This is a genomic window from Nonomuraea phyllanthi (genome assembly GCF_006334985.2).
Lineage (GTDB): Bacteria > Actinomycetota > Actinomycetes > Streptosporangiales > Streptosporangiaceae > Nonomuraea > Nonomuraea phyllanthi.
This window is the reverse complement of record NZ_VDLX02000012.1, coordinates 42,724-68,311: the sequence shown is the minus strand read 5'-3', so window position 1 is coordinate 68,311 and position 25,588 is coordinate 42,724. Positions and strand designations below refer to the sequence as shown.

The following is a 25,588-nucleotide window of genomic DNA, read 5'->3' as shown; positions in this document are numbered from 1 at the left end:
GGCGGGTGTCGCGGCTAGCCCGCGGGGGGCTCTCTGAGCACGTAGCCGACGCTGCGCAGGGTGTGGATGAGCCGGGGCTCGACGTCGTCCACCTTGCGCCTGAGGTAGGAGACGTACGACTCGACGACGCCCGCGTCGCCGCCGAAGTCGTAGTTCCACACGTGGTCGAGGATCTGCGCCTTCGACAGGACGCGCCCCGCGTTGACCATGAAGTAGTGCAGCAGCTTGAACTCGGTCGGCGACAGGCGCACCTGGCGCCCGCCCCGCCACACCTCGCGGGCGTCCTCGTCCAGCTCCAGGTCGGCCACCTTGAGCTTGCTGGCGGGCACGCCCTCGCCGCGCGTGCGCCGCAGCACCGCCCGGATCCTGGCCTGCACCTCCTCCAGGCTGAACGGCTTGGTCACGTAGTCGTACCCCAGCCGCAGTCCCGCGATCTTGTCCTCGGTCGCCTCGCGGGCGGTCAGGAACAGCACGGGAGCGTCGATCCGCTTGGCCACCTCGAACCCGTCCAGGTCGGGCAGCATCACGTCGAGCACCACGAGATCGGGCGAGGCCCGCTCGGCCACCTCCACGGCCTCCTGGCCGTCGGCGGCGGTCAGCACCTCGAACCCGGAGAAGCGCAGGCTGGCGGACAGCAGATCCCTGATGCTGGGCTCGTCGTCCACCACCATGATCAGCGCCTCGGGTTTTGTCACGTACTCAGAGTGACTCAGTCACCTGAGGGTTTGCTGAAGGCTCACTCCAAGGCGAGTGGGAGTTCCACCCGGAAGGTGGAGCCGCCCTCCGGCGTGCTGTCGAGCGTGACCGTGCCGCCGTGCGTCTGCACGAGCGCCTGCACGATGGCCAGGCCGAGGCCGCTGCCCCTGTCCTCGCCCGAGCGGCGGCGCGACCGGGCGGAGTCGGCGCGGTAGAAGCGCTCGAAGACGTGCTCGACCTGCTCGGGGGTGAGGCCGGGGCCCTGGTCGACCACTTCGAGGAAGACGGTGCCCGTGCCGGCCCCCGCCCGGACGATGATCGGCGAGCCGGCCTCGGTGTGGATGATGGCGTTGGTGACGAGGTTGCTGATGACCTGGCGCAGGCGTACCTCGTCGCCGGAGACGATCAGGGCCGCGCCGCCGACCACGTCGAGCTTGATGATCCGGTCGGGCGCCAGGATCCTGGCCTCCTGTACGGCGTCCGCCGCCAGGGCCAGCATGTCGACCGGCCGCATCTTGAGCGGCCGCTGCTGGTCCACCCTGGCGAGCAGCAGCAGGTCGTCCACCAGCAGGCTCATCCGCCCCGCGGCCTGCTCCACGCGCTGCATCAGCTCGGCGGGGTCGGCGCCGGGGTTCTGCCTGGCGTACTCGGCGAAGCCCCTGATCGAGGTCAGCGGGGTGCGCAGCTCGTGGGAGGCGTCGCCGACGAACTGGCGCATGCGGTTCTCGGAGCGGCGGGCCGCCGCCTCGGACTCCGACCGCGCCGTGAACGCGGTCTCGATCTGGGCGAGCATGCCGTTCAGCGACCTGGCCAGGCGTCCGACCTCGGTGCCCGGGTCGCCGTCCGGCACGCGGCGGCTCAGCTCGCCCCCGGCGATGGCCTCGGCCGTACGCTCGATCTGGGCGAGCGGGCGCATGCTGCGCCGGACGATGGTGATGCCAACGACGGCCAGCAGCAGCAGGATGCCGCCGCCGCCCAGCAGCTCGATGAGCACGAGCCGCCTGGTGATCGCGTCGACCTCCTCCATGTCGACCGCGACCACGAGCGTGCGCCGCCGGACCGTGCTCTCCCGCACCCGCCACTCGCCGTCGCCGCTGATCGCGGGCGTGGTGTACGGGTCGGGGCCGGGCGAGGGCGACAGGACCGGTTTCGGCTTGGCGTCCACGTCCCGGTCGGCGATCATCGGGACGAACTCGCTGCCCGGCTCCTTGACCAGCACGATCGCGTCGGTCTCGATGGTGATCGGCCGGTCGTCGGTCTCCCTGTCCTTGCGCCAGTCGTACTTGACCTTCTTCACCATCCGGACGGTGAGCAGGTTGAGCTGGCTGTCCACCCGGTCCATGAGGTAGCCGTGCAGCACCGAGACGCTCACCAGGCCGATGAAGGTCATGCCCAGCGCGAGCAGGGCCAGCATCGACGCGATGAGCTTGATCCGGAGCGGCAGGGCACGCATCAGGGGCCCGGTGGCAGGCGAAGCACGTATCCGACGCCGCGCAGGGTGTGGATGAGCCGGGGGCTGCGGTTGTCGATCTTGCGGCGCAGGACCGACACGTACGACTCGACGATGCCCACCTCGCCCCGGAAGTCGTAGTCCCAGACGTGGTCGAGGATCTGCGGCTTGGACAGGACGCGGCCGGCGTTCGTCATGAAGTAGCGCAGCAGCTTGAACTCGGTCGGCGACAGCGCGACGGCGTTGCCCCCGCGCCACACCTCGTGGCTCTCCTCGTCCAGCTCGATGTCGGCGAACGTCAGCCGCGGCGGGGCCGCCGGGAGGTCTCCGCTCGTACGGCGCAGCACCGCGTGGATCCGCGCGACCACCTCCTCCAGGCTGAACGGCTTGGTCACGTAGTCGTCGCCGCCGATGGTGAGCCCGCGGATCTTGTCCTCGGTCTCGTCACGGGCGGTGAGGAACACCACGGGCGTGTGCAGCCCGCCGCCGCGCAGCCGCCTGACGATCTCGAACCCGTCCAGGTCGGGCAGCATAACGTCGAGCACGACGAGGTCGGGCCGGTGCCGTTGCACGGCGGCGACGGCGTCGTGGCCGCTCTTCGCGGTGTTCACGTCGAAACCCGCGAACCTGAGGCTCGCGGCGAGGAGTTCGAGGATGTTCGGGTCGTCCTCGACTATCAGCAGGCGTGATTCCATCACATCCAAGGATGCCCTCATCGGACGAGTGCTGGGACAATTCCTGCGATATATCGAGCAATGGCCAGGCTTGAGGTGGCGGCGGGCGAGGGCGCGTTGCGTACGAGGACGACGCTGCCGTGCACGTCCACCACGAAGTCGTCGACCATGCGGCCGTCCCTGGCGACCGCCTGCGCGCGCACGCCGCCGGGGACCCGCACCAGGTCGGCGGCGGTCAGCTCGGGGACGTAGCGGCGGGCGCCACGGACGAAAGCACCCTTGACGGCGGACCCGTAGACCTCCTTGACCCCGGTACGCCAGTGCGCCTTCGCCAGGCGGAGCGTGCCGGGCCAGCCCAGGATCCGGCCGGCGTCGCGGACGTCTCTCCACCGGTAGCCCTCGTAGGCCAGGGCGAGCACGGCGTTCGGGCCCACGAGCACCCGGCCGTCGATCTGCCGCGTCAGGTGCACGCCCAGGAACGGGTAGCGCGGATCGGGCACGGGATAGATCAGCCCGCGCACCAGCGCTTCCGCCGCGCCCTTGAGCGCGTAGAACTCCCCTCTGAACGGCACGATCCGCACCTCGCCCGCGTGCCCGGCCATCTCGGCCACCTGGTCGGTGCCGAGGCCGCCGCAGACCACCAGCCGGTCGAAGGCGAACCTCCGCCGCGCCGCCAGCACCTCCACCTTGCCCGCACGCTCCCTGATCGCCCTGACGGGGTGCGACAGGCGTACCGACCCGCCCAGCTCCTCCAGGTCGAGCGCCAGGCGCCGCGCCACGGCGGCGAAGTCGCAGATCGCGGTGTGCGGCGAGTGGATCGCGGCGACGCCGACCGCGTGCGGCTCGACCTCGCGCAGCGCGAGCGCGTCGAGCTCGGCGATGCCCGGCACGCCGTTGGCCCGCGCCCGCTCGGCCAGCGCGCCCAGCAGCGGCCGCTCGGCGCGCGTGCTCGCGACGACCAGCTTGCCGACCTCGTCGTACGGCAGCGCGTGCGCGGCGCAGTACTCCTTGAGCAGCGTCACGCCCTCGCGGCACAGCCTGGCCTTGAGCGAGCCGGGCTGGTAGTAGATGCCCGCGTGCACGACGCCGCTGTTGTGCCCGGTCTGGTGGGCGCCGACGCGCGACTCCTTCTCCAGCACGGTCACCACGGCGCCCCTGGCCATCGCCAGCTCGCGCGCCACGGCCAGGCCGACGATGCCGGCTCCCACGACCCCGATCTTCTCCGTCACATGACGATTTTCCGGCTAACCGGCCCTCCCCGCCATATCAGGAAGAAGCGAACATGAGTACGGGGAGCCGTTCTCAGGTGCGCAGGGTGCTCGCGTCCTCGCAGACCCCGTATCGTCCCGACGCCTCGTGCAGCCGGGCGTCCTGTTCCTGGAGCGCGGTCGCCAGCAGTTCGAGCCCGATGCCGATGCTCTCCAGCCGCTGGCCCCGGGCCCGCCAGTAGGTGCGGCCGTACTCGTCGTCCCCCATGGCGACGCGCGCCGCGCCCGAGGACGCCTCGAACCGGGCCTGCACGGAGAACACGTCACCGGCCATGCCGTCCGCCGCGCACGCCAGCCGGTGGAGGTGGCCCTGGCTGTAGACGACGCCCTTGAACTCCACGGATGGCAACCCTAGCGGGCGCATGCCGCTATTCGAACGATTGATGTAAATAGCCACCAAAATTCGCCGAAATATGGAAAGAATGGTACTGGTGAGACTTTTGATGCTTTTGTAATAGGAGTGAGGTGCCGAGGTGACGACGGACGAGCCGTGGCGGCTGCTTGAGCAACTCGTCCAGGAGGTCAACCAGCAGACCGAGCAGCTCAGGGAGACGCACGAGAAGGTCCGGGAACTGTCCGCGACGGCCACGTCGAAGGACGGCATGGTGACCGTGACCGTCGGCCCCCGCGGTGAAGTGCTGGCCATCGAGTTGGACCCCCGGGTCTACCGCAAGCTGTCGCCGTCGGAGCTGTCGGCCTCGATCGTCGCGGAGATCGGGCGGGCGACCAGGCAGGTCTCCGGTCAGATGAAGGAGCTGATGGAGCCCTTCGTACCGGATCTTCCGTTCGAGGACCTGTTCGGGGCGGAAACGAGCTTCGAGTCGTTCCTGCCGCAGCCCGGCACACCGGAGCAGAGGGACCGCGGGCCGCGGGCGTGATCGGCGCCGGCCGGCCATGACCGTGATCGCGAAATCCGGCGCCCTCTGATGGGGCTCGATCTCAGCCGGGTGCCAGACGTGGTGAAGCCGCTGGCGCGGCCGTTGACGGGCGGGGCGTTCCCGGAGGCCGACGTCGACGGGATCATCGCCGAGGCGCAGACCATGGAGAACCTGGCGGACCTCCTGGCCGGGATCAAGGCGGAGGACGCCGGCGCGGTCGTGCGGCTGTTGCGCGACAGGGAGTGGCAGGGTCCCGCCAAGGAGGCGTTCGAGCAGGTGTTCGCCGCGCTCGGCGGACAGGAGGACGCCGAGCGCCCCGGTTCCGGGGAGGACCTGCTCGACCTGCTCGAGCAGGCTCTTCGCGACGAGGCGGCGTCCCTGCGCGAGCACGGCGTGCGGATGCAGCACACCGAGTGGATGATCTATGCCTCGCTGGCGCTGCTCGGCGCGGTGATCGTCAGGCTGCTGGTGTGGATCTACGTGAATGGCCCGGCCGCTCTCGCGCTGATCCAGTACAACACCCTGCTGACCCAGATGAAGATCCGGACGATCAGGCGGCTCGTCATGATCAGCATGCTGAAGTTCGCCGGGATCATGGGCGGCCTGGACTTCGGCGTGCAGGCGGCGCAGCAGGTCTGGGGAGATCGTGAGGCGGGCGACTTCGACCTCGCGTCGCTGGCGATGTCGCTCGGCAGCGGCGCCCTGACCGGCGCCCTGTTCGCCGGCGCGAACGCGGGGCTCTCGCGCCTGCTGAGCCGCGAGATGGTGTACGCCGCCTCCGAAGCCGAGCTGGCCGTGCGTGACAAGATCGTGGCGATCGGGCAGAGCCTGTACGGCCAGGCGCTGCTCGGCGGGGTGTCGGGCACCGCGGGCGCCGTCCCCGGGCTGGCGCTCAGCGGGCAACTCGACGCCTCACATCTGGCCTACACCTTCATCTCCGGGGTCGCGGGCGGCATCGACATCCCGGCCTCGGCCCGGGTGAGCTATCTCCCGATGCTCGGCGTCGCCGAACTCGCCGACGCCCCACTCACCACCCCGCACGTCGGCACCGACCCGCCGCACCCACCCGGTGGATCACCCCCGCCCACCCCCAGAGCCGTGGAGAACCACCCGCACGCGCCCCAGGACGGCAACACCCCGCCGGCCACGAGCCACGACACCACCACCCTCGCGCAGCGCCCTCCACCTGAGCACCACGCCAACCAGCCTGAGCACCACGCCAACGCCCTGATCGGCCGGCGGCCGTCCGAACCCGGCGCCAACCTGCCCCAGCCGCACTCGAACAACGTGATCGTGGGCGAGGTCACCCGGCGCCACGACACACTTCTGCCCGGCCCGGTCGTTGACCGAGCGGCCGTGCACAGGGCGGTCGGGGACGGAGCCGAACACGGCGGGACCCCCGCACGTGCCCCGCAGAACCTCCCCGCCGAGCGAGCCCCGGCCGCCCCTCCCGCTCCAGGAGCTCCGGGAGCTCCTGGAGCCGACACCGCGTCCCAGGGCGGCCTCCCCCGCGGTTCGCTGCTCCCCGCCACCGTCCCAGCGATCATCACCGCGGCCCCGGAAAGCACCGAAGCCGCCGCACCGGAATGGACCGACCAGGCGGCGTCCGTTCAGCCGCGCTCACCCGAGCACGAGGGACATCCCACGGAGGCGACCAAGGCAGACACGACCGCAGACACCACCACGGACGCCACCGCAGATACCACTACAGGCACCGCCGCAAACGTCACCACGGACGCCACGGCCGGCATCTCGCGGACGGACACGCAGGACGCCCCGGGCAGGTCCGCCACCCACTCCAGCGCGCTGCCCGAGGACCACCTCCCGAGCACGTCGGCGACAGAGCGAGGCGCGGAGCCAACAAGCCCGGCGGGAACGCACCCGAGGCCCAGCCTCCCGGACACCTCATTTCCCGACGGTCCCGACGGTCCCGACGGTCCCGACGGCTTCTCTCCGGCAGCGGATCCGCGGCCACGCAACGTCGCCGAGGCCGAGGCGACCGTCCACCGCCGGCCTCCGCGCAACGGGGACACCGCGGGCCCGGACGGTCCGCGACCCGGCCATCCTCACCAGGAGGGCCCGGCGAACCGGATCGAACGGCTGCTCAGCGGCTCCTCGGACGCCACCGCCCCGCCACCGCCGGCCGTACCGGACGAGGTGCTCCTGACGGAAGGCCGGCGCCTGGCACAACGGCTGCTCGTCAGGGACGACACCGCTGAGTCCGCAAGAGCTCTGGCATTGATGAGCAGGGCCATCGGCGAGCCGGACCCGCTGGTGGCCCTCCCCGAACTGGCGGCCGAGCTCGGCCTCCGCCACGACGCGGGCGCCCTGGTCGAACTCTTCCACGACGCCCTGCGACATGACATGTCACCAGACACCGCGACGGACCGTGCGGCCCTGGTCGGCATTCTCGGCAAGCGCATGGCGGCGGACCCGTATCGCTGGTCGGGGCACCGGCACCAGTCGCGGTTCGGTTTCCTCGAAGCGACCGCGGCGCAGGCACGCACGCTCGGGCTCCTGATCGAGATCATGGGGGGTCCTGTCACCTCGACCAGAATCCTGGATCTCCTCGGGCCCGTGCTCGTGCGGAACGGCATCCGCAGCGGCAGGCTCTTGATCCCGGTCGTCCAGGCGGCCTATGAGCACGGCTACCTTCCCCGCGGAACGACCGGAAACACGGCATTTCATGCGGGCATGGAACTGTTCCGGCAGCAGGACCCGTACCTGTGGCACGGCGTGCAGCTCACCGACCAGCTATCTCTGACCGGCCTCGGCGACACCACCACACGTATGGTCGCACTCCTGAACGAGGTCGTCACGCGCTCGGTCGATGATGGGCGGCCAACCGTCCATCCGCTGGAGCGCCTGGCCGGCGACACCGGGCAGGGACGCTGGGTCGAGCAGCTCGCGCGCCTGGCCGAGGACGCGCGGGCGCACGGCGCCGACCTCGCGCGGGCCGCAGGTCCTCAGGAACTCACCGGCCTCCTCAACGCTCACCGGGCGCGTGACCCGCGTCTGTGGGACGGGTTGCGGATCGCGGCCGAGAATGACGTCCCGCATCCGAGCGACGACGAGGCGCGAGCACTTTCCCGTCTTGCTGAGATCACCGGATCCGACCGGCCATCCCGGCTGTGGGTGTTCGATCCGCTGCGGCGGCTGGCGAAAGAGGCGGGGCTGGACCATTCCGTCGAACGGCTGGCGCAGAGGGCGGTCGAGGCCCAGCAGAACGGGTTCGACCTCTTCGGGCCGGTCGATCGGCGACAGGTGCTCGACGCCCTGACCGGAGAGGCCGGTCGTGCCGCGGCCGCCCGGCCGCAGGACCCGGCGAACATCGAGCCGGGGCTGCACGATCTGTCGCCCTCGGCCGTCCGGGAGGCCCGGCAGGCCGCGATCCACCTGCACGCGGAGGCGCGACGGGTGCGTCACCACACTTACTCCGTCCTGTCACGGTTCCCCGACTTCGAGCAGAGGGTCGCGGCCGTGGAGGAGCAAATCGCCTCGCTGGAGGCCCGGGTCCACGCGTGGCAGCGCTGGCCGGATCGTCCCGAGGTGTCATACACGAGGGATTTCGCGGCGTTCCGCAGCGCCTACGAGCGGGCGGTGGAACGCGCCGACAGGGGACAGGAGGTGATTCCGTACATGCTGGAGGACGCCACCGCGTCCCTGGCGGCCCGTGACGGCGGGCGGGGCTTCGGACTGGAGATCGAGTTCGACCTGACGGGCACCACCCCCCGCCAACGACCGGGCATCGCCCGCGCTCTGCACGAGGCCGGTCTGACCCACGACACCCGGATGCACGCCTACCACACCATGCAGGCGGAGGGCTACCGCTCAGGAAGGAACGGCGGGCGCGGCCTCTGGAGGCTGGAAGAGGACATCACGGTCGCGGGCGAACTGGTCTCGCCCATCCTGTACGACGAGCCGGCGACATGGGAGAACCTCCGCATCGCCTGCGAGATCATCCGAGCGCACGGCGGCAGGGCCACTGCCAGAACCGGCGGGCACGTCCACGTGAGCACGCACGACTACGACCACATCGTGGAGAATTACACCAGCGTGCTGAATTACGCGGGTCATCACACCGACACGGTGTTCAGGCTCGGGCACAATCCAGAACGAGAAGGCCATCGGGGTCTCCGGTACTGCCGCCCCAACGAGATGCCCGCCGGAGGCTACGAGTCGATGGTCCCGGAGCGGGACACCGACAAGGACCACTTCCCCGCGGTGAACATGGCGGCGATGAAAGGCTCCTCCCAGGATCACATCGAGTTTCGGTCATGGGACGGTTCGCTCGATCCCGCCGTCATCCAGGCCCAGGTGAAGGTGTCGCTCGCGCTGGTCGAAGCGGCGTTCCGCACCGCGGCCCTGAACCATCCTCCCAACAGGGGCCGGTACGACCGGCTGGGCACCCACGCCGAACTCCTCGAACTCGACCCCTTACCGGACCTCACCGAGCAGGGCAGCCTCTCCTTCCGGACTCTCATGGACGAGATATTCTGGCGGGCCGCCGACAAGGAGCAGCTCACCGCCTTGTTCGCGGTCACCCGCTGGGTGCCCGCACCATGACGACGTGCGGCACTCCCACCACGAGACGGGATGGCATCCCATGGCCGTGACCCTCCGCAACCCCTCAGCGATGGAGCCGGCCCCGGCCGCACCGCTCAAAGGCGACGGCCTGCCGTACCGCTACGAGATGATCCACGCGGGCGGGTCCTGCCGTGGCTACGCCGACGATCCCGCCGAACTCGTCGAGATGCTCGCCCCCGGTTACGCCTCGCTCGCCACCCCCGGCGAGCGCTCGGCGGCGCGGGTCCGCCTCGCCATGGACGCGCAGGTCAGGTTGCAGGCCCAGCTCGCGTCCGGAGGACGGCTCGATGCGTGCGACGAGGCGGACCGCGCGGTGATCCTCGGCGGGCGGCACGAGCCACCGGCCCCCGCTCGCTGGGAGGCGCCGGTCCCGCTGGTCCTGATCTCGACCTTCTACGAGCCCGCCGGGCCGCTGCCGAGGCCGTCGGGGCCCGCGGACCTCCAGGTCTGGCTCGATCCCGCCGACGACTGGACCTTGCTGACGAGCCTGCACACGGCCGGCGTGATCACGGTGAACGTGCGACGCGGGGCCGCGCCGCCCCGCTAATCGAATATGTGTACGATTGCCGTATGTACCTCCCGCCGGAGTGGCCGCCCGAGGTCCGTCCGCCCAGCGTTCCCGAGTGGGAGACCTCGGCCGTGTCCTGGTTGCTCGACGCCGTCCCGCCGGACTACCGAGCCTATGAGGTGCTGCGCCGCCACCCGGTGGCGCTGGCCAGGATGGCACATCACCACGTCGACGCCGCCGTCGAGGCCGCCAGAGCTGGCTACCGGAGCGCGGCCGTCGACCTGAAGACCTGCCTTCCGCCCCACGCCGTCGAGGCGGTGCTCGACGTCTATCGCGAGGAGGGTCCGCGCCTGGTGCGCCTGGCCCGCTCCATCGAGGTCGTCGAGCGAGCCCTGCGCGGCGAGGGCTTCACCGCGATGCTGCGTCACACCCGCTGAGGGGACGATGCTTGGCCGTTCAGCGGGTGCGGCGGGCGATGAACGTGATGGTGCCCAGGGCGGTCGCGGCGGCGGCGAGCCAGATCAGGATGTTCTTGACCGTCGAGCCGGTGCCGCTCTCCTCGGCGCCCCTCGTCTCGGCCGCCGCGGCCTGGGAGGCGGGGGCCTTCGTGGGGGTGGGGCGGGGGGTGGAGACGGCCTTGCTGGGGATGGGGACGCGGTAGACCGGGCTGTTGGGGCCCTCCGTGCCGGTGAGCAGCGCCTTGCCGTCCGCCGTGTACGTGATCGACTCGGCCTGCCGCAGGTCCGGCATCGACACCTTGGCGATCGACTTGCCCGACGGGTGGTAGAGGGTGGCCGAGAAGTAGGTGCGGACGACGTACGAGGAGCCGTCGGGGGCGTAGGCGGCGTCCGTGGCCATGAGAGGCGCGGAGGCCACCCGGCGCAGGACGTTCGTCTTGCCGGTGCGCAGCTTCTTCGGAGCGGCGTAGACGGAGCCCGCGAACTCCTTCGAGACCACGTAGAGGCGGCCCGTCCGGGGGTTGACCATGATTCCCTCGGCGTTGCGGGCGCCGTCGGCGTAGCGGAAGCGGTAGCGCGTCGCGGGCAGCGTGGCGTCCGCGAGGGTCCGCGGCTCCACCACCCGGTAGACGGACACGTCGGGCCACGCACCGTCGAGGTTGTCGCCGATGTCGGCGAACCACAGCACGCCCTGCCCCGTCTCCGGGTCCTTGCTCGCGGCCATCGCCTCCCAGTCCCTGGCCTCGGCGCCGCGCACCTGGAAGGTGGCCTTCGTGCGGCCCTTGCCGTCGACGGCGTAGAAGGTGGGGGTGGCGGAGCTGTCGTTGTGGGTGTAGTAGATGCCGTCGTGCGTCGGCGAGACGGCCAGGCCGCTCGACTCGGTGATCCTCGGGTCCTTGAACGTGAACAGCCGCCGCGCCCCGTCGTCCGCCGCCGCCTGACCGGGAACGGCCAGCACCGCGCATCCCGCCAGCGCGACCGCCCCCAGCGCCCGGATCATGACATCCCCCACCCGGACATCATGCCCCACGCGCCCCCGCCCCGACACGGTCGGCACGCACCGCCCCGTGCGAGATCACGGACCTGGTGTATGGCCTGGAGTGCACTCCAGGTCTTTAGTGTTGAGGCATGGAATATGTCAATCTCGGACGCAGTGGCCTCCAGGTGAGTCCACTCTGCCTCGGCACCATGAACTTCGGCCCGCACACCACGGAGGAGGACTCCTTCGCGATCATGGATCGGGCCCTCGATCTGGGGATCAACTTTTTCGACACCGCCAACGTCTACGGCTGGAAGCTGGGCGAGGGCATCACGGAGCAGATCATCGGCCGGTGGTTCGCGCAGGGCGGCGGGCGCCGGGAGAAGACGGTCATCGCGACCAAGCTCAACGGCAAGATGAGCGACTGGCCCAACGACCAGAAGCTGTCCGCCCTCAACATCCGCAAGGCCTGCGACGCCTCGCTGAAGCGCCTCCAGACCGACTACATCGACATCTACCAGGCGCACCACGTCGACCGGGACACGCCGTTCGACGAGTTCTGGGAGGCGATGGAGATCCTGCGCCAGCAGGGCAAGATCATCTATGTCGGCTCGTCGAACTTCGCGGGCTGGCACATCGCCAAGGCCCAGGAGACGGCCGCCAGGCGCAACTTCAACGGCCTGGTCAGCGAGCAGTCCCACTACAACCTGCTCACCCGCACGGTCGAGCTGGAGGTGCTGCCCGCCTGCGAGGACTACGGGCTCGGCGTGATCCCGTGGAGCCCGCTGGCCGGCGGGCTGCTCGGCGGCGTGCTCCGCAAGATCGACAAGGGCCGCTCGGCCGCCGATCGCATGATCAAGGAGCTCGAGAAGCACCGCGACAAGATCGAGCAGTACGAGAAGCTCTGCGATGAGCTGGGCGAGGAGCCGGCGTACGTGGCGCTGGCCTGGCTGCTGCGGCAGCGGGCGGTCACCGCGCCGATCGTCGGCCCGCGCACCCTGGAACAGCTCGAAGGCTCCATGCGCACCCTGGAGATCGACCTGGACGACGCCACCCTGGCCAGGCTCGACGAGATCTTCCCCGGCCACCGTACGGCCCCGGAGGACTACGCCTGGTAGGTCAGGTCAGCAGGGCGCCGAGGACGACGATGAGCAGGAGCAGGCCGAGCACGATGGGCAGCAGCCAGTGGCGAGGACGGTCCACGACCTGGAGCCTAGCTCTGCCCGGCGGGTGCCAGCGCCCATTCGGCGAGTGACTCGTACCTCACCTGCGGACCGGTGTGACTGCGGACGAGACGGACCCGCTCCGCCCGCCACGGCGAGCCGCTGAACCCGGACAGCGACTCGACCAGCGGGCGGAGGTCCGTCTCCGCCTTGGCGCGGGCGAGCGTGAGATGCGGGTGGAAGCGCTTCTCGTCCGTCTGTACGGCTCCCGCCCGCCGCGCCCCCGCCTTGACGGAGTCGGCCAGCCTGGTCATGGAGTCGCCGGTGACGCCGATCCAGAAGACCCGCGCGCGGCGCGCGGAGGAGAAGCCGCCGAAGCCCTCGAAGGCCAGGTCGAGCACGCCGTGCCGGCGCACGGCACGGGCCAGGCGCGTCTCCAGCTCGGGCAGCACGTGCTCGGGCACCTCGCCGAAGAATCCCAGCGTGATGTGCCAGGTGGCCCGGTCGGGCCAGCGCAGCCCCGGCACCTGCCCGACGTACGGCGCGATGGCGCGCGAGATCTCGTCCAGCACCTCGTCGGGCGGCACCAGCGCCGCGAACAGCCTCATACCACGTGATTGTCCCCTGCCCAGGCCGCGCCCCGCCCGGCAGGGCGGCGGCGAGCAGGACAGGGGTTCAGGCGACGGCGAGCGCGGGCTCGGGATCGGGCTCCGCCCTCGCGACCCGGGAGCTGATCAACCGGGTCATGAGCAGCGCCATCCCGGTGCCGACCAGGACCAGCGCGCCGGACAGGATCACGCCCATGCGCGGCCCGCCCAGGTCGGACAGCCACCCGATCAGCGGCGCGCCCAGGGGCGCCCCGCCGGTGAACACCAGCATGTAGATGCCCATGACCCGGCCCCGCATGTCGGGCGAGGTGGCGATCTGGACGCTGGAGTTGGCGGCCGTGTTGATGGTGATCAGCGCGATGCCGGTCGGGACCAGCAGCAGCAGGTAGGCGGGGTAGACGGGAGCCAGACCGCTGGCGACCTGGAACAGCCCGAACCCGAGCGCCCCGGTCAGCAGCAGCTTGCGTGACAGCCGTGCCCGGCGGGCCGCGAGCAGCGCGCCCCCGAGCGCGCCCACCGCGAACATGCTGGAGGCCAGACCGAACGAGGACGCTCCGGCCCCGAACTCCTCGCGGGCCATCAGGGCGATCGACATCGAGAACGACTGCGAGAAGATCGACACGAACCCGATCAGCAGCACCGGCATGAGCAGCTCTTCACGCTGGAGCACGTACCGGAGCCCCTCGCGCAACTGGCCCTTGGCACGGGGCACGGGCGCGGACGGGTTGAGCTCGGACTTGCGCATGAAGACCAGGCTCGAGATCACGCCGCCGAAGGTCAGCGCGTTGATCAGGAAGAGCGGCCCCGTGCCGCCCAGCACGTAGATCAGCACACCGGCCAGGGCCGGGCCGACCACGCGGGCGAGGTTGAAGCTGGAGCTGTTGAGGGCGATCGCGTTGGGCAGGTCGTCGCGGCCGACCATCTCGACCACGAACGCCTGACGCGTGGGCACCTCGACGCAGGAGATCATGCCCAGCAGGAACGCCATCACGTACACGTGCCAGACCTGGGCTGCCCCCGTCATGGTCAGCACGCCGATGGTGAGCGCCAGCGCGGCCATCATCGACTGCGCGGTGACGAGGATCGGGCGCTTCGGGTAGCGGTCGGCGATGACCCCGCCGAACATGCCGAACAGCAGCATCGGCAGGAACTGCAGCGCGGTCGCCGTGCCGAGCGCCGACGCGCTGCCGTGGGTCAGATCGAGCACCAGCCAGTCCTGGGCGGTGCGCTGCAGCCAGGTGCCGACGTTGGAGACGGAGCCCCCGGCTGCGAACATGCGGTAGTTGCGAACCTTGAGCGACCGGAACATCCCGGTCTTGGGTTCTTCAGGCTCTATATCCTGCTGAGCTTCTCCAGAATCGGAGCCGCCTGGCGGAGCACTGACCGCTCCTCCGGCGTCAGCTCCTTCAGTCGCTGTGTCAGCCACGCCTCCTTGCGGCGTCGCTCCTCCTTCAGCAACTTCTGGGCGGCCTCGGTCACGCTCACGGTCACCTGCCGCCGGTCGGTCGGGTGCGGGCTGCGTGACACCAGGCCGCGCTCCTCGAGCACGCCTATCACGCGTGTCATCGAGGGCGGTTGAACCTTCTCGAGATCGGCCAATTCGCCGGGGGTTATCCCGGAATGCCGTTCCACTGCGGCGAGGGTCGCGAACTGCGTGGGAGTCAGCGAGTGGGCCGCCGCCTGTCGTCGGAGTCGCCTGGTCAGCCTTGCCATTGACACGCGCAGGGCTGAAGCCAGGCCTGCGTCGCTGCGCAGGTCTGTCTTGGGCTGGGTGTTGGTTAGCATGAGTCATTACCTTCGCTAACTATACGGCATCGCAAGATATTTCCCCAATCAAATATCCGGCTGTCTCCTTGGTACCTCGAAGCCGCCCCGCACGCGCAGGGCGGCTTCCGTCCGCGTGCTCAGGCGCCTCAGCACGTCTCACGTGCCTCAGACGCCGAACAGCACCCGGATCGGCCCGATCGCGAAGTACACCACGAACAGCGCCGTGACGCCCCACAGCAGCGGGTGCACCTCGCGCGCCTTGCCCCGGACCACCTTGATCAGCACGTAGCTGATGAAGCCGGCGCCGATGCCGTTGGAGATCGAGTACGTGAACGGCATGACGACGACGGTCAGGAACGCCGGGATGGAGATCTCGTAGTCGTTCCACTCGATGTCGCGGATCGCGGTCATCATCATGAAGCCCACGACGACCAGCGCGGGCGCCGCGGCCTCGTACGGGACCACCCTGACGAGCGGCGCGAAGAAGATCGCCACGAGGAACAGCAACCCGGTGACCACGCTGGCCAGCCCGGTGCGCGCGCCCTCGCCGACCCCGGCGGCCGACTCGATGTAGGTGGTGTTGGAGGAGACGGAGCCCGCGCCGCCGGCCGCCGCGCCGATCGAGTCGACGAGCAGGATCTCCCTGGTACGGGGGAGCGTCCCGTCCTCGCCCACCAGGTTCGCCTGGCGGCCGACGCCCACGATCGTGCCCATCGTGTCGAAGAAGTCCGTGATGAGCAGCGTGAAGACGAACAGCACGGCCAGGATCACGGAGATCCGGCTGAAGGCGCCGAACGGGTCGAACTCCGTGAACAGCACGAGCGGGTTGTGGAAGCCGAAGATCTCCTCCGGCACGACCGGCCGGTTCAGCCGCCAGGCGGCGGGGTTGTCGGGCGAGTTGCCCACCTTGACGATGGCCTCGACGATGATCGCCAGGACCGTGGTGCCGACGATGCCGATGAGGATGGCGCCCTTGACCTTGCGCGCGACCATCGCGGCGGTGGCCAGGAGCCCGACGATGAACACGAAGACCGGCCACGACGTCAGGTTGCCCGCGATGCCCATCTCCAGGGGCGTGCCGGCCGCCTTGCGCACGAACCCGGAGTCCACGAAGCCGATCAGCGCGATGAACAGGCCGATGCCCACGCTGATGGCGGTCTTGAGCTGGGCCGGGATGGCGTGGAAGACCGCCGTCCGCAGGCCGGTCAGCACCAGGATGGCGATGATGACGCCTTCGAGGAAGACCAGGCCCATGGCCTCCTCCCACGACATCAGCGTGGCGATGTTGAAGGTCACGAAGGCGTTCAGCCCGAGCCCGGCCGCCATCGCGAAGGGCACCTTGCCGACGACGCCCATGAGGATCGTCAGCACGCCCGCCACGAACGCGGTCCCGGCGGCGACCAGCGCCACGTTGGGCGTCGTGCCGTCGCCGATGACCTGCCCGTCGATGTCCTTGCCGTAGGCAATGATGATCGGGTTCAGCACCACGATGTACGCCATGGTGAAGAACGTGGCCAGTCCGCCCCGGATCTCGCGGGAGACCGTCGAACCGCGTGCGGAGATTGCGAAGAAACGATCTATAACGCCAGAAGTGTCACTCACGACGCGAAGAGTGACAGTCGCGGTGACCTGCGAAAAAGGTCAGTGATGAATTCGAGACCCGATTGGAAGCTAGGCTGGACCACGTGAAGCAGGAGTGGCATCCGGCGCCGGAGCCGATCAAGACCAACGACACCGCCGCCGTCGCCGTCGGCACCGCGCTCTGGGCGCTCGCGCTCGTCGTCCTCCTGATCTTCCGCCCGGCTCCCGAGCACACCTGGTGGATCTGGACCTGCGTGACCGGAGTGGCCTTCGGCTTCTTCGGCATGTGGTTCGTCCGCCGCCCCCGCAACTGACCCGGAAACCCCCGAAACTCCGGTGCCCGGAGAACACGGCCGGCCGAGCGCCGTGACGGCGGGTCAGCGGTGAGGCAGGTGACCGTCCCCCTGGAGGGCCGGTCACCCACGACGGCGGTCGGTGCCCACCGCGCGAAGCCGTAAATCTAGGAAAGATCGGACTCGGCGAGGAGCAGCGGAACGGACGACGGGTCGCGGAGCAGGGCGGCCACGGCGAGGCGGTCGGGCCACTGGCCGGTGGCCCAGGCGAGGCCGCGGGCGAGCCCGTCGAGCCCGGTGCAGTGCACCGTGCCCTCGTAGAAGCGCCAGCTGCACCCCACCCCGTCCACCAGGAGTTTCTCGTGCTCCACGTACGTGGCGGGCGCCGTCGGCAGCAGCGCCGTCACCTCCGGCGGCACGGGCCGCTCCTGCCCCTGCGAGGTGACCTCCCCCGACGTCAGCTCCCCCGCGAGCGGCAGGTCCAGCAGCTCCGACAGCGACTCCGCCAGGTCGTACGGCGCCAGCACCAGCGGCCGGTCCGTCACCAGCTGCAGCAGGTCGGGAGCCTCCACCACCACCGCCTCGTCGGCCGGGGCCACCACGATCGAGCCGCCCAGCACCGCCCGCACCCGCGACGGCGGCGCCACCCGGGCCGGGTCGACGGCGGCCAGCGCGATCCACAGCGCGCGCAGCTGCGCCCGGTCCACCTCGATCTCGGGGTCGGCCATCAGGTCGAGCAGCTCCTCCGGCCCGCCGTGGGAGGCGAGCAGCTCGGGCAGCGTCGTGCGGACCCCGAGCATGGACAGCGCCGCCTCGTCGAGCCCGGCCGGCGCGTCCTCATAGAGGCCCTGCAGCAGCGGGTCGGCCCCGGGCAGCCGCAGCTCGCGCGGCTTGCGCCCGCCCAGCACCGCGTGCTCGGCCAGCCACCACGCCGTGTAGGACGGCACCTCCACCCCGGCCACCCGCAGCGGGTGGAGCGCGGCCCGCAGCGGCGGGCGGGTCAGCAGGGCGAGCGCCGCCGGCCAGTCGGCCACCAGCTCCAGGTCGCGCACCGCCGTGAACTCGGCCACCAGCGGCGGCACCCCGAGCTCCGGCAGCAGGTCGAGCACGTGGTCGAGCCAGTCGTCCTTGCCGTCGAGGTCGTGGTCGCAGTCGTCGTGGTCGAGCAGCACGTCGTCCTCGTGGACCGTCGCGAACCCGTCGAGCACGCCGGCCGCCGCCAGCACCCGCGCGCCGTACGCCTCCTCCAGCTCGGCGGCGGCCACCCCGAGATGCGTGTCGGGCTCCAGCAGCCCCGCCAGCGCCCCGTCGGCCAGCATCAGCTCGCCCGCCGGATAGAGATCGCCGTCGGTGCCGCGCAGCGCCAGCTCGGCCAGCCAGGGCGCCTCGCCCGGCGCCAGCCCCGACGCCTCCACCAGCGACAGCACGGCCCGCGCCACCGGCTCGGGGTCGGGGCTGTCGAGCGACTGGGCGACCGCGGCCTTGGTCAGCGGGTCTTCGAGGATCGTGCGCGGCGTGGCCTCGGCGGCGCCCAGCCTGAGCAGCGCCGGATGGGCCGCCTCGGGGTGCACGATGCGCAGCCCCAGCGGGCTGAGGTCGAGCTCGGCCCCGCCGTCGGCGAGCATCAGCGTGCCGCGCGGCCCGCGCACCACGCGGCCGTCGGTCAGCGGCACCGGCAGGGCGCCCAGCGACTCGGGGTCGTCGGCGGGCAGCACCTCGTAGAGCGAACGCCACCACGACGGCTCGCGCGCCTCCACGGCCTCGCCCGACAGCAGATCGACCACGTCGGCCAGCTCGACCCTGCGCACCCCCAGCGCCGCCATGGCAGGGTGCCGGGCCGGCCACCCCGCGGGGAGCAGCCCCGGCACGAAGTCGGCGACCGCCGCCAGCAGCTCGCCCGTGCCGGACGGCACCACGGCCGCCTCGCGGCCCGCGACGACCCATCCGTCGTCCTCGGGCTCGCGCGCCGGATGCTCGACCTGCCACTCGGCGTCGGGCTCGTAGACCTCGGCGTCGGCGAAGGACGGCGTCTGTACGGCCGGCGCGGGCGCGGACAGCGCGGGCAGCAGCGGCGTGGCGGGCAGCCTGGCCAGCACGGCCCGGCGGATCCTGGCGTCCAGCTCGCCCTTGCCCATGAGGGAGGGCACCAGATCGAGCAGCCTGGGCGTGCGCGGGAGCTCCCGCAGCATCCGCACGTAGGCGTCGGCCACCCGCTCGACCAGGAAGTCGGCCAGCGGGCCCTTGGCGACGTGGCGCCGGTCGGTCGCCATCGGGAACGACGCGATCAGCAGCGCGGGCAGGTCGAGCGGCTCGTCGCTGGGCGTGGGCGCGTGCACGACGGGCGGCACCGCGGCCGGCAGCGGCCCCGGCTCGCCCGTGCCCGTGACCGGGACGGCCCAGCGCAGCGACCAGTAGGGACGGGCGCGCTCCTCCGTGGGCCGGTCGGCGAAGAGCGCGCCGACCTCCTCGGGGGTGAACTCGCCCGACTCCGACACGACGTGCCAGCCGTCGGCGGACACGGTGCGTACGGACCCGTCGACGTCGATCTCGATGGCCTCCAGCGCCGGCATGCCGAGCAGCAGCGCCGGGCTGGTCTCGGCGAGCATCTGCCGCACCGCGTCGGCGCTCGCCCGGTCACGCAGCGGGAGGCGTACGAGCGTGTCGAAACCCTCGGGCACGTCGAGCGGGGGCGCGTCGAACGGCAGCCTGAGCAGCGGCACGTGCCCGGAACGGCCGGCCAGCTCGCCCGCGAGCTCCGGGATCTCCGACACCGCGGCCGTCGTCCCGGCCCGCGACCAGCGGACCGCGCCGCTCCCCCGCGAGCCGATCGACGGCTCGTCGCAGACCGACACCACCGCCGCGAACCCGACGCCGAACCGCCCCGCCGCGCCGATCTCGTCGCGCTTGCCGGACACGCGCAGCGTCGACAGGCCCTCCACGCCGGTCGCGTCGAGCGGCGCGCCGGTGTTGGCCGCCGTCAGCACGTCGCCCCTGAGCGTCAGTCGCAGCACTCCCGGCACGCCCGCGCGCAGCGCCGCGTCGGCGGCGTTCTGGGCGAGCTCGACGATCAGCCGGTCGCGGTAGCCGCCGAGCGCGAAGTCCTCCTCGGCGTTGGCGTCTTCGCGGAACCTGGCGGGCGAGGCCGTCCACGCGGAGAGGACGGCGGCTCGCATCCGGTCAGTGCCGTAGGTTTCGGTCATCGATCACGATCCTGGTTGAGAGGTAGCGGCCAGCGTAGGTTAGCGGCCTTCGCGATCAGGAGTGGCCGAGCTCCTCCGACGCCGACTCGTCGACCGAACCGGCCTCCTCCTCCATCAGGTCGTAGCCCAGATCGTCGAGGATCGGGATGGCCTGCTCGACCGGCGGCGGCAGCACGGCGGCCTCGGAGTGGGCGCCGCAGCCGTGGTCGGCGGCCACCACCTTGCCGTCGTCAGGGGCGTACTCATTGGTGCATACCCCGAACATCTGCCGCAGGCCACCCGCGAGCTGCCAGTAGAAGCCGCAGGTGGAGCACTGCGCGGGAGCGGCGTGTGCGATCGGCGTGTGCGGCCCGTGCTCGCCCGAGTGCCAGCGCCTGGCCGCCCGGTCCTTGCCAATGGCCGAGAGCACACGGGCCCGGCCCAGGCCGTACTCGAAAACCGCCTGATGGTCGGCGTCGTCGTCGGTGTCGGTGAAACCCGGCGCGAGCCTGTCGTCGTCTTCCGGGGTCGGCAGCAGGTCGCCCACGCCGAGGTCGCCCGGCCGCAGCCGCTCGCTCCACGGCAGCCAGTCGGGCGCGAGCAGCGCTCCCGAGCCCGGCAGCAGGACCGCCTCGCTGACCGTGACCTTCTTGGCCCGCGAGGCACGCGTGACCGTGATGGCCCAGCGCCAGCCGCGGTAGGCCCGGTCGAGGCAGGCGAAGTAGTGGGTGACGATCCGGTCGCCCTCGCTCTCGAAACCGAGGTGCTCGCCTGGCTCGCCCGGACGCGCCAGCTCCTCGGCCGCTGCACGCGCCAGATCGACCGCGGCGACACAGGCCTGGTCGGGAGCGGAGACGCGGGCCCTGGTGCGGCTCATCGGGCAGCCTCCGCCGAAAGGTGCTGTTCGCTCACACTTCATTCTCACCCATGGGCGGACCTGAGACGCCCACAACGGGGAACCCGCTCCGAGATCGCGGACGAATCAGGTAAGACTGGTAGGCGTGGAGGGAGGCTGGGAGCGGGCTCGGGAGATCTCGCGGCGGGTGGCGCGCGGCGCCGCCGGCGCGGGACGCGCGAGCGTGCGCGCGACCAGGGCCACCGCCGGCGGCACGGCCAAGGCGACCAGGGCCACGGCCAGGGGCGCCCGCAAGGTCGGCGTGGCCACCCGGCGCCTCACGTACGCGGGTGGCGCGGGCCGCACCGGGCTCGGCCGCCTGATCGAGCTGTCGGCGGGCAACAGCGCGGGCGACGCGCTGGTCACGGTGGCGCTGGCGAGCACGGTGTTCTTCGGCGTGCCGGTGGGTGAGGCCCGCGGCTCCGTGGCCCTCTACCTGGTCATCACGATGCTGCCGTTCGGGCTGCTCGCGCCGTTCGTGGGGCCGATCCTCGACAGGTTCAGGTCGGGGCGGCGCTACGTGATGGCCGGCACGCTGTTCGGCCGGGGGCTGCTCTGCTTCGCGATGGCCGCCGCCGTGGGGCCTGGCGACCTGCCGACGCTGTTCATCGGGGCGCTGGGCGTGCTGGTGCTGTCGAAGGCGTACAACGTGTCGCGGGCCGCGATCATGCCGAGCGTGCTGCCCGCCGACATCACCCTGGTGTCGGCGAACGCGCGGGTGGCGCTGTTCACCCTGGTGACCGCCGGGATCGCCGTGCCGATCGGCGCGGGCCTGACCGCGTGGCTCGGCAGCGCGATGACGCTGCGCGTCGCGATGGTGGCCTTCCTGCTGCTGGGGGTCGCCGCGGTACGCCTGCCGCGCCACGTCGACTCGCCCGACCTGGAGGAGGAGGGCGCGGCGCCGCGCTGGCGCACCCTTCTCAAGGTGGGCCCGGCGGTGGCCGAGGCCGTCTGGGCCAACGTGGCGCTGCGGCTCTTCTCCGGTTTCCTGCTGTTCTTCGCGCTGTTCCTGGTGCAGGACAGGGCGGTGCCGTGGCTGGCCGCCGGGGCGGAGGACCCGTTCTTCGACGTGCCCAAGACGATCGCGCTGCTCGCGGCGGGAGCCGGGCTCGGCGGCCTGGTCGGCGCCGTCGTCGCCAACTGGACGCGCAACCACGCGCCGCAGCTCATCGTGCTCGTCACGCTGGCCGTGACCGTCGTGGCCGGCATCGTGACCGCGATCTTCTTCGGGCTGTGGACCGCGCTGGCCATCTCGCTGGTGACGGCGTTCGCGCAGGAGCTCGGCAAGCTGGCGCTCGACGCGATCGTGCAGCGCGAGATCGGCGAGGAGGTGCGCTCGTCCACCTTCGGCGTGGTGGAGGCGATGCTCCAGCTCGCGTGGGTGTTCGGCGGCCTGGTGGGGCTGGTGCTGTCGCTGACCCAGAGCGCCGTGGCCGGGCTCGTCACGCTGGCCGTCGTGCTGACGGCCACGCTCGTCCGGCTGCTGGTCGCCAGGAGGAAGCGGGTGCGAGCCGCCGACGCCAAGCTGGAGAGGGAAAGGGAGCGGGCCGAGCCCGGAGGGCACGACCCGCAGAGCGGCGACGACGGGGCCTACGACCCGCGTCCGGCCGGGGCCGGGGGCCACGACCCGCAACGCGGCGACGGCCTCGACACCACCAAGCCACTGACCAACCCGCACGGCTGACCCGCACGGGCGCCCGGCGGGCGCGTGGTCAGGCGTCGAGGTCGTCGGCGACGGCCCTGAGCACCTGCGCGATCTTCTTGGCGTGCGCCGCGTCCGGGTGCTTGCCACGCTGATAGGCCGTCGAGACCCCGTCGAGCAACTTGATCAGGTCTTCGACGATGACCACCATCTCGTCCGGCTTCTTCCGCTTGCCCTTGGGCTTGGCCTTGGCCAGGGTCGGCGGCTGCTCCAAGATCCTCACCGACAGCGCCTGCTGGCCGCGACGCCCCTCGGCCACCCCGAACTCGACCTTCTGGCCGGGCTTGAGCGGGGCCGCGCCTGCGGGTAGCGCGGAGGAATGCACGAAGACCTCACCGCCGTCGTCACGGGTGAGGAAGCCGAAACCCTTGTCGGCGTCGTACCACTTGACCTTGCCACTCGGCACAGGAGGACCTCGTTCAAACAGTCGAAAAGATGGATGGATGTAGGTTATGCCCCTGAGCGCGCCAGGGCGACCGGGTAAATCCCGAACAATTACCGGACTTCATCATGCTTGCGCCAACCGGCGAACCAGGCGGCGAATTCGGTCAGATCGGACAGCGCCACATCTGCTCCGTGTTCGCGCAGCTCTCCCGCCGTGTAAGGGCCTGTGGCGACCGTTACGCTCACGGCACCGCCCGCGCGTGCCGCCTCGATGTCCGCGACATGGTCACCAACATAAGCCGCCGCGCCGAAGCGCGCGAGTGCTGATCCCTTCGCCGCCCCGAATACCGAGCCGACCACTTCGTCCACCGCAAGGCCCAGAACCTTCACCGTGCCGAGCGCGTCCCGGAGGTTCTTGCCGGTCACGACGATCACCCGGCCGCCGCGTGCGCGTACGGCCTCGATCGCTTCGTACGCGCCCGCCATGGCCGTGTGCACCGGCACTCCCAATTCCGGATATATCTCCCGATAGAGATCGGCGGCCGCCAGGACCTCCTCGGGCGGCAGCCAGTTCGCCAGCTCCATCTCCAGCGGCGGCCCCAGCCTGCTCACCACCGCCGCGGAGTCAATGGGCACACCCAATCGAACGGACAGCTCATCGTAAACAGCGGCTATCCCGGCTCTTGTGTCTGCCAATGTCATGTCAAGATCGAATCCCACCGATGTCGTCACATGTGCAGGATGTCAAACGCTGTCCTGGTCCGCGTAACAGGGCTTGTTGTGGGACCGTAGGAATGGAAGGAAGGAATTGCTTATCGGGACACGGCGGCGACCGGCACCCCGCCGCATCCCGACGACCGGCTCCTCGCCCCTGTCCCGCCCGCACCACCCTGGGGGGCCGCCTCGTGCGTACGGCGCCGTCCACGTCCGGAGGCTCTCCCGGCGCGGCTACCCTCAAGGCGGAGGTAACAGGATAGACATGACCAGATCGACCCGTGAGCGGATCATCGACGAGTCCCTGCGACTGTTCGCCGAGCGGGGCTACTCCGCCACTTCCGTGGCCGAGATCGAGGCCGCCTCAGGGCTGTCGCCCGGCGCCGGAGGGCTCTACCGGCACTTCAGGTCCAAGTACGAGGTGCTCGCCGCGGCGATCAACGAGCACGCCGCCCGCACCCGGACCCAGGTGGCGGGGAGCCTGGCCGAGCTGAGCGCCATGGAGACGTCGGTGGCGCTGGAGGAGCGCCTGTCCCACGTGTGCCGGGCGGGGCTGGCCAAGGTGCGGGAGGAGTCGGAGCTGACCCGGGTGTTCTTCCGCGACCTGAGCCAGTTCCCCGAACTGGTCGCCGTGGTACGGGAGGGGCTGCTGCAGCCCATGTTCGACGCGATCGTGAGCTGGTTCCGGGCGCAGCCGGAGTACAAGGACGTCGAGCTCGACTGGACGGGCATCTCGGCCGTCCTCGGCGGTTCCGTGGTGCACTACCGGCTGTTCCAGGAGACCGTGGGCGAGCTGCCGGGGCACGCGGACAAGGACCAGTTCGTGGCCGCCTGGGTGCGCCTGGCGGTCGGCCTGCTGCCGAGCCCCGCGCCCGTCAGCTGACGTCGAGCAGCCGGTAGGCCAGCCAGACCACGCCCAGCCCGGTCCCGATCATGAACATCGTGCCGCTGACGTCGTAGAACTGCGTGAAGAACGCCTGCAGCCCCGGCTCGCCCCCCACCCGCAGCCCTCCGAGCAGCACACCGCCCACCGAGTAGCCGAGCAGCGGCGCGCCGATCCCGATCAGCTTGTCGCGCGCCCGCCAGCTCTCGCTGAACAGCACGACCACCGCGCCGAGCGCCCACACCAGCACCGGCACCTCGAAGATCGCCACGGGCGGCAGGTCCACCGGCAGCAGCAGCGCGGCCACCACCAGGATCGCCATCGCGGCGACGTCGCGGGTGTGCTCCTTGAGCAGGGTCCTGGCGTCCCGGCCGCCGGTCGCCATCGGGTTCGCGCTGGACATCGCCATGCGGCGCAGCCCGGCGAACGGCATCCCGCGCGACCGGCGCCCGTCCAGGCTCTCCTCGGCGATCCTCCGGTACGCGCGTACGCCCGGTGGCACCTCGCCGTCGTCCACGATGGTGGGGAAGCGCAACGTCGCGCCCGCCGCCTCATGGCCTCCTGCCGCCGCGGCACCGGCACCGGCACCGGCGGGATCGTGGCTCGGGGCGGCGCCTGCCGCGTCCGCTTTCGCGGGGAAGTCCCGCTTCGTGGGGACGCCCGCCGCGGCGAGCCTGCGGGCCTCCCGCTCCACCAGCGCCGCCGGGTCGCCGAACCGGGCCAGCACCTTCGACACCTCGCGGGCGTTCTGGCTGCCGCCCCGCTCCTCCTCGATCCTGGCCCGCAACCGCCTGGTGAAGTCGAGCCGCTGGTCGGCCCTGAGCACGCCGTGGGCGACGTCCGCGGCTCTGGAGACGTAGTTCAGCACGAGCTGGTCGGCGCGCCCTATCACGTCAAGCAATGCTGCCTTAATCAGGTGGG

23 protein-coding genes are annotated in these 25,588 nt (G+C 71.1%); 8 read left to right on the top strand and 15 right to left on the bottom strand.

Annotation, left to right across the window (positions count from 1 at the left end; translation table 11 throughout):
• Positions 1–14: 14 nt before the first annotated feature.
• The 5 genes from FH608_RS29690 to FH608_RS29670 form a co-directional block, all read right to left on the bottom strand.
• The gene (locus tag FH608_RS29690) at positions 15–671 is read right to left on the bottom strand and encodes a response regulator transcription factor (protein ID WP_139634175.1); all 657 of its coding nucleotides are present in this window, start codon (positions 669–671) and stop codon (positions 15–17) included.
• A gap of 65 nt (positions 672–736) precedes the next feature.
• Entirely contained in the window at positions 737–2,149 is a 1,413-nt protein-coding gene (locus tag FH608_RS29685; RefSeq protein WP_139633938.1) for a sensor histidine kinase, read from the bottom strand.
• Complete coding sequence (locus FH608_RS29680) at positions 2,149–2,841, bottom strand: response regulator transcription factor (RefSeq protein WP_139633937.1); 693 nt, start codon at positions 2,839–2,841, stop codon at positions 2,149–2,151. Before FH608_RS29680 ends, FH608_RS29685 begins: the two co-directional genes overlap by 1 nt.
• Before the next feature lie 17 nt (positions 2,842–2,858).
• The gene (lhgO, locus tag FH608_RS29675) at positions 2,859–4,049 is read right to left on the bottom strand and encodes an L-2-hydroxyglutarate oxidase (RefSeq protein ID WP_139633936.1); all 1,191 of its coding nucleotides are present in this window, start codon (positions 4,047–4,049) and stop codon (positions 2,859–2,861) included.
• A 73-nt stretch (positions 4,050–4,122) separates the two neighbouring features.
• Positions 4,123–4,428: a hypothetical protein gene (locus FH608_RS29670; protein ID WP_139633935.1), complete on the bottom strand. Its 306-nt coding sequence runs from the start codon at positions 4,426–4,428 to the stop codon at positions 4,123–4,125.
• Positions 4,429–4,561: 133 nt separating this feature from the next.
• Here FH608_RS29670 and FH608_RS29665 point away from each other — a divergent pair, with 133 nt between their 5' ends.
• The 4 genes from FH608_RS29665 (at position 4,562) to FH608_RS29650 (ending at position 10,498) form a co-directional block, all read left to right on the top strand.
• A complete protein-coding gene (locus FH608_RS29665) occupies positions 4,562–4,966 on the top strand; it encodes a YbaB/EbfC family nucleoid-associated protein (RefSeq protein ID WP_139633934.1) in 405 nt (134 codons plus the stop codon).
• Positions 4,967–5,044: 78 nt separating this feature from the next.
• A complete protein-coding gene (locus FH608_RS29660) occupies positions 5,045–9,532 on the top strand; it encodes an amidoligase family protein (RefSeq protein WP_139633933.1) in 4,488 nt (1,495 codons plus the stop codon).
• A 40-nt stretch (positions 9,533–9,572) separates the two neighbouring features.
• Entirely contained in the window at positions 9,573–10,100 is a 528-nt protein-coding gene (locus tag FH608_RS29655; protein WP_139633932.1) for a DUF2950 domain-containing protein, read from the top strand.
• 23 nt (positions 10,101–10,123) lie between these two features.
• On the top strand, positions 10,124–10,498 hold the full coding sequence (locus FH608_RS29650; RefSeq protein WP_139633931.1) for a hypothetical protein: 375 nt from the start codon (positions 10,124–10,126) through the stop codon (positions 10,496–10,498).
• Between the two features lie 19 nt (positions 10,499–10,517).
• Here FH608_RS29650 and FH608_RS29645 read toward each other — a convergent pair whose 3' ends face one another.
• Complete coding sequence (locus FH608_RS29645; protein ID WP_139633930.1) at positions 10,518–11,531, bottom strand: hypothetical protein; 1,014 nt, start codon at positions 11,529–11,531, stop codon at positions 10,518–10,520.
• A gap of 116 nt (positions 11,532–11,647) precedes the next feature.
• Here FH608_RS29645 and FH608_RS29640 point away from each other — a divergent pair, with 116 nt between their 5' ends.
• Positions 11,648–12,616 (top strand): aldo/keto reductase, encoded by a 969-nt coding sequence (locus FH608_RS29640; RefSeq protein WP_139633929.1) that lies wholly within the window; start codon positions 11,648–11,650, stop codon positions 12,614–12,616.
• A gap of 95 nt (positions 12,617–12,711) precedes the next feature.
• Here FH608_RS29640 and thpR read toward each other — a convergent pair whose 3' ends face one another.
• From thpR to FH608_RS29620, 4 genes are all read right to left on the bottom strand, one after another.
• Positions 12,712–13,269, bottom strand: coding sequence for an RNA 2',3'-cyclic phosphodiesterase (gene thpR, locus FH608_RS29635; RefSeq protein ID WP_139633928.1), 558 nt, complete (start codon positions 13,267–13,269; stop codon positions 12,712–12,714).
• A gap of 67 nt (positions 13,270–13,336) precedes the next feature.
• Positions 13,337–14,578, bottom strand: a complete 1,242-nt coding sequence (locus FH608_RS29630; RefSeq protein ID WP_139633927.1) for an MFS transporter — start codon at positions 14,576–14,578, stop codon at positions 13,337–13,339.
• A 23-nt stretch (positions 14,579–14,601) separates the two neighbouring features.
• Positions 14,602–15,054 (bottom strand): MarR family winged helix-turn-helix transcriptional regulator, encoded by a 453-nt coding sequence (locus tag FH608_RS29625; RefSeq protein WP_139633926.1) that lies wholly within the window; start codon positions 15,052–15,054, stop codon positions 14,602–14,604.
• A 147-nt stretch (positions 15,055–15,201) separates the two neighbouring features.
• Positions 15,202–16,638, bottom strand: a complete 1,437-nt coding sequence (locus tag FH608_RS29620; RefSeq protein WP_139633925.1) for an NCS2 family permease — start codon at positions 16,636–16,638, stop codon at positions 15,202–15,204.
• Between the two features lie 83 nt (positions 16,639–16,721).
• Between FH608_RS29620 and FH608_RS29615 the strand changes: the two genes are divergently transcribed.
• A complete protein-coding gene (locus FH608_RS29615) occupies positions 16,722–16,931 on the top strand; it encodes a DUF2530 domain-containing protein (RefSeq protein WP_226900026.1) in 210 nt (69 codons plus the stop codon).
• A 146-nt stretch (positions 16,932–17,077) separates the two neighbouring features.
• Here the strand turns inward: FH608_RS29615 and FH608_RS29610 are convergent, their stop codons facing one another.
• Together FH608_RS29610 and FH608_RS29605 are read right to left on the bottom strand one after the other, a co-directional pair.
• A complete protein-coding gene (locus FH608_RS29610) occupies positions 17,078–20,110 on the bottom strand; it encodes a sacsin N-terminal ATP-binding-like domain-containing protein (protein WP_139633924.1) in 3,033 nt (1,010 codons plus the stop codon).
• 55 nt (positions 20,111–20,165) lie between these two features.
• Positions 20,166–20,966, bottom strand: coding sequence for a DUF3027 domain-containing protein (locus tag FH608_RS29605; protein ID WP_139633923.1), 801 nt, complete (start codon positions 20,964–20,966; stop codon positions 20,166–20,168).
• 124 nt (positions 20,967–21,090) lie between these two features.
• Here FH608_RS29605 and FH608_RS29600 point away from each other — a divergent pair, with 124 nt between their 5' ends.
• Positions 21,091–22,668, top strand: coding sequence for an MFS transporter (locus FH608_RS29600; RefSeq protein ID WP_139633922.1), 1,578 nt, complete (start codon positions 21,091–21,093; stop codon positions 22,666–22,668).
• A gap of 28 nt (positions 22,669–22,696) precedes the next feature.
• On the opposite strand, the gene FH608_RS29595 is transcribed toward FH608_RS29600, so the two are convergent.
• Entirely contained in the window at positions 22,697–23,092 is a 396-nt protein-coding gene (locus FH608_RS29595) for a cold-shock protein (RefSeq protein WP_139633921.1), read from the bottom strand.
• Between the two features lie 89 nt (positions 23,093–23,181).
• Positions 23,182–23,802 carry an HAD family hydrolase gene (locus tag FH608_RS29590; protein ID WP_226900025.1) on the bottom strand — a complete coding sequence of 207 codons (621 nt, stop codon included), beginning with the start codon at positions 23,800–23,802 and terminating at the stop codon, positions 23,182–23,184.
• Positions 23,803–24,049: 247 nt separating this feature from the next.
• Between FH608_RS29590 and FH608_RS29585 the strand changes: the two genes are divergently transcribed.
• Positions 24,050–24,667 (top strand): TetR/AcrR family transcriptional regulator, encoded by a 618-nt coding sequence (locus FH608_RS29585; RefSeq protein WP_139633920.1) that lies wholly within the window; start codon positions 24,050–24,052, stop codon positions 24,665–24,667.
• On the opposite strand, the gene FH608_RS29580 is transcribed toward FH608_RS29585, so the two are convergent.
• Positions 24,660–25,559, bottom strand: coding sequence for a hypothetical protein (locus FH608_RS29580; RefSeq protein ID WP_139633919.1), 900 nt, complete (start codon positions 25,557–25,559; stop codon positions 24,660–24,662). The two genes, FH608_RS29585 and FH608_RS29580, sit on opposite strands and share 8 nt — an antisense overlap.
• Positions 25,560–25,588 lie beyond the last annotated feature (29 nt).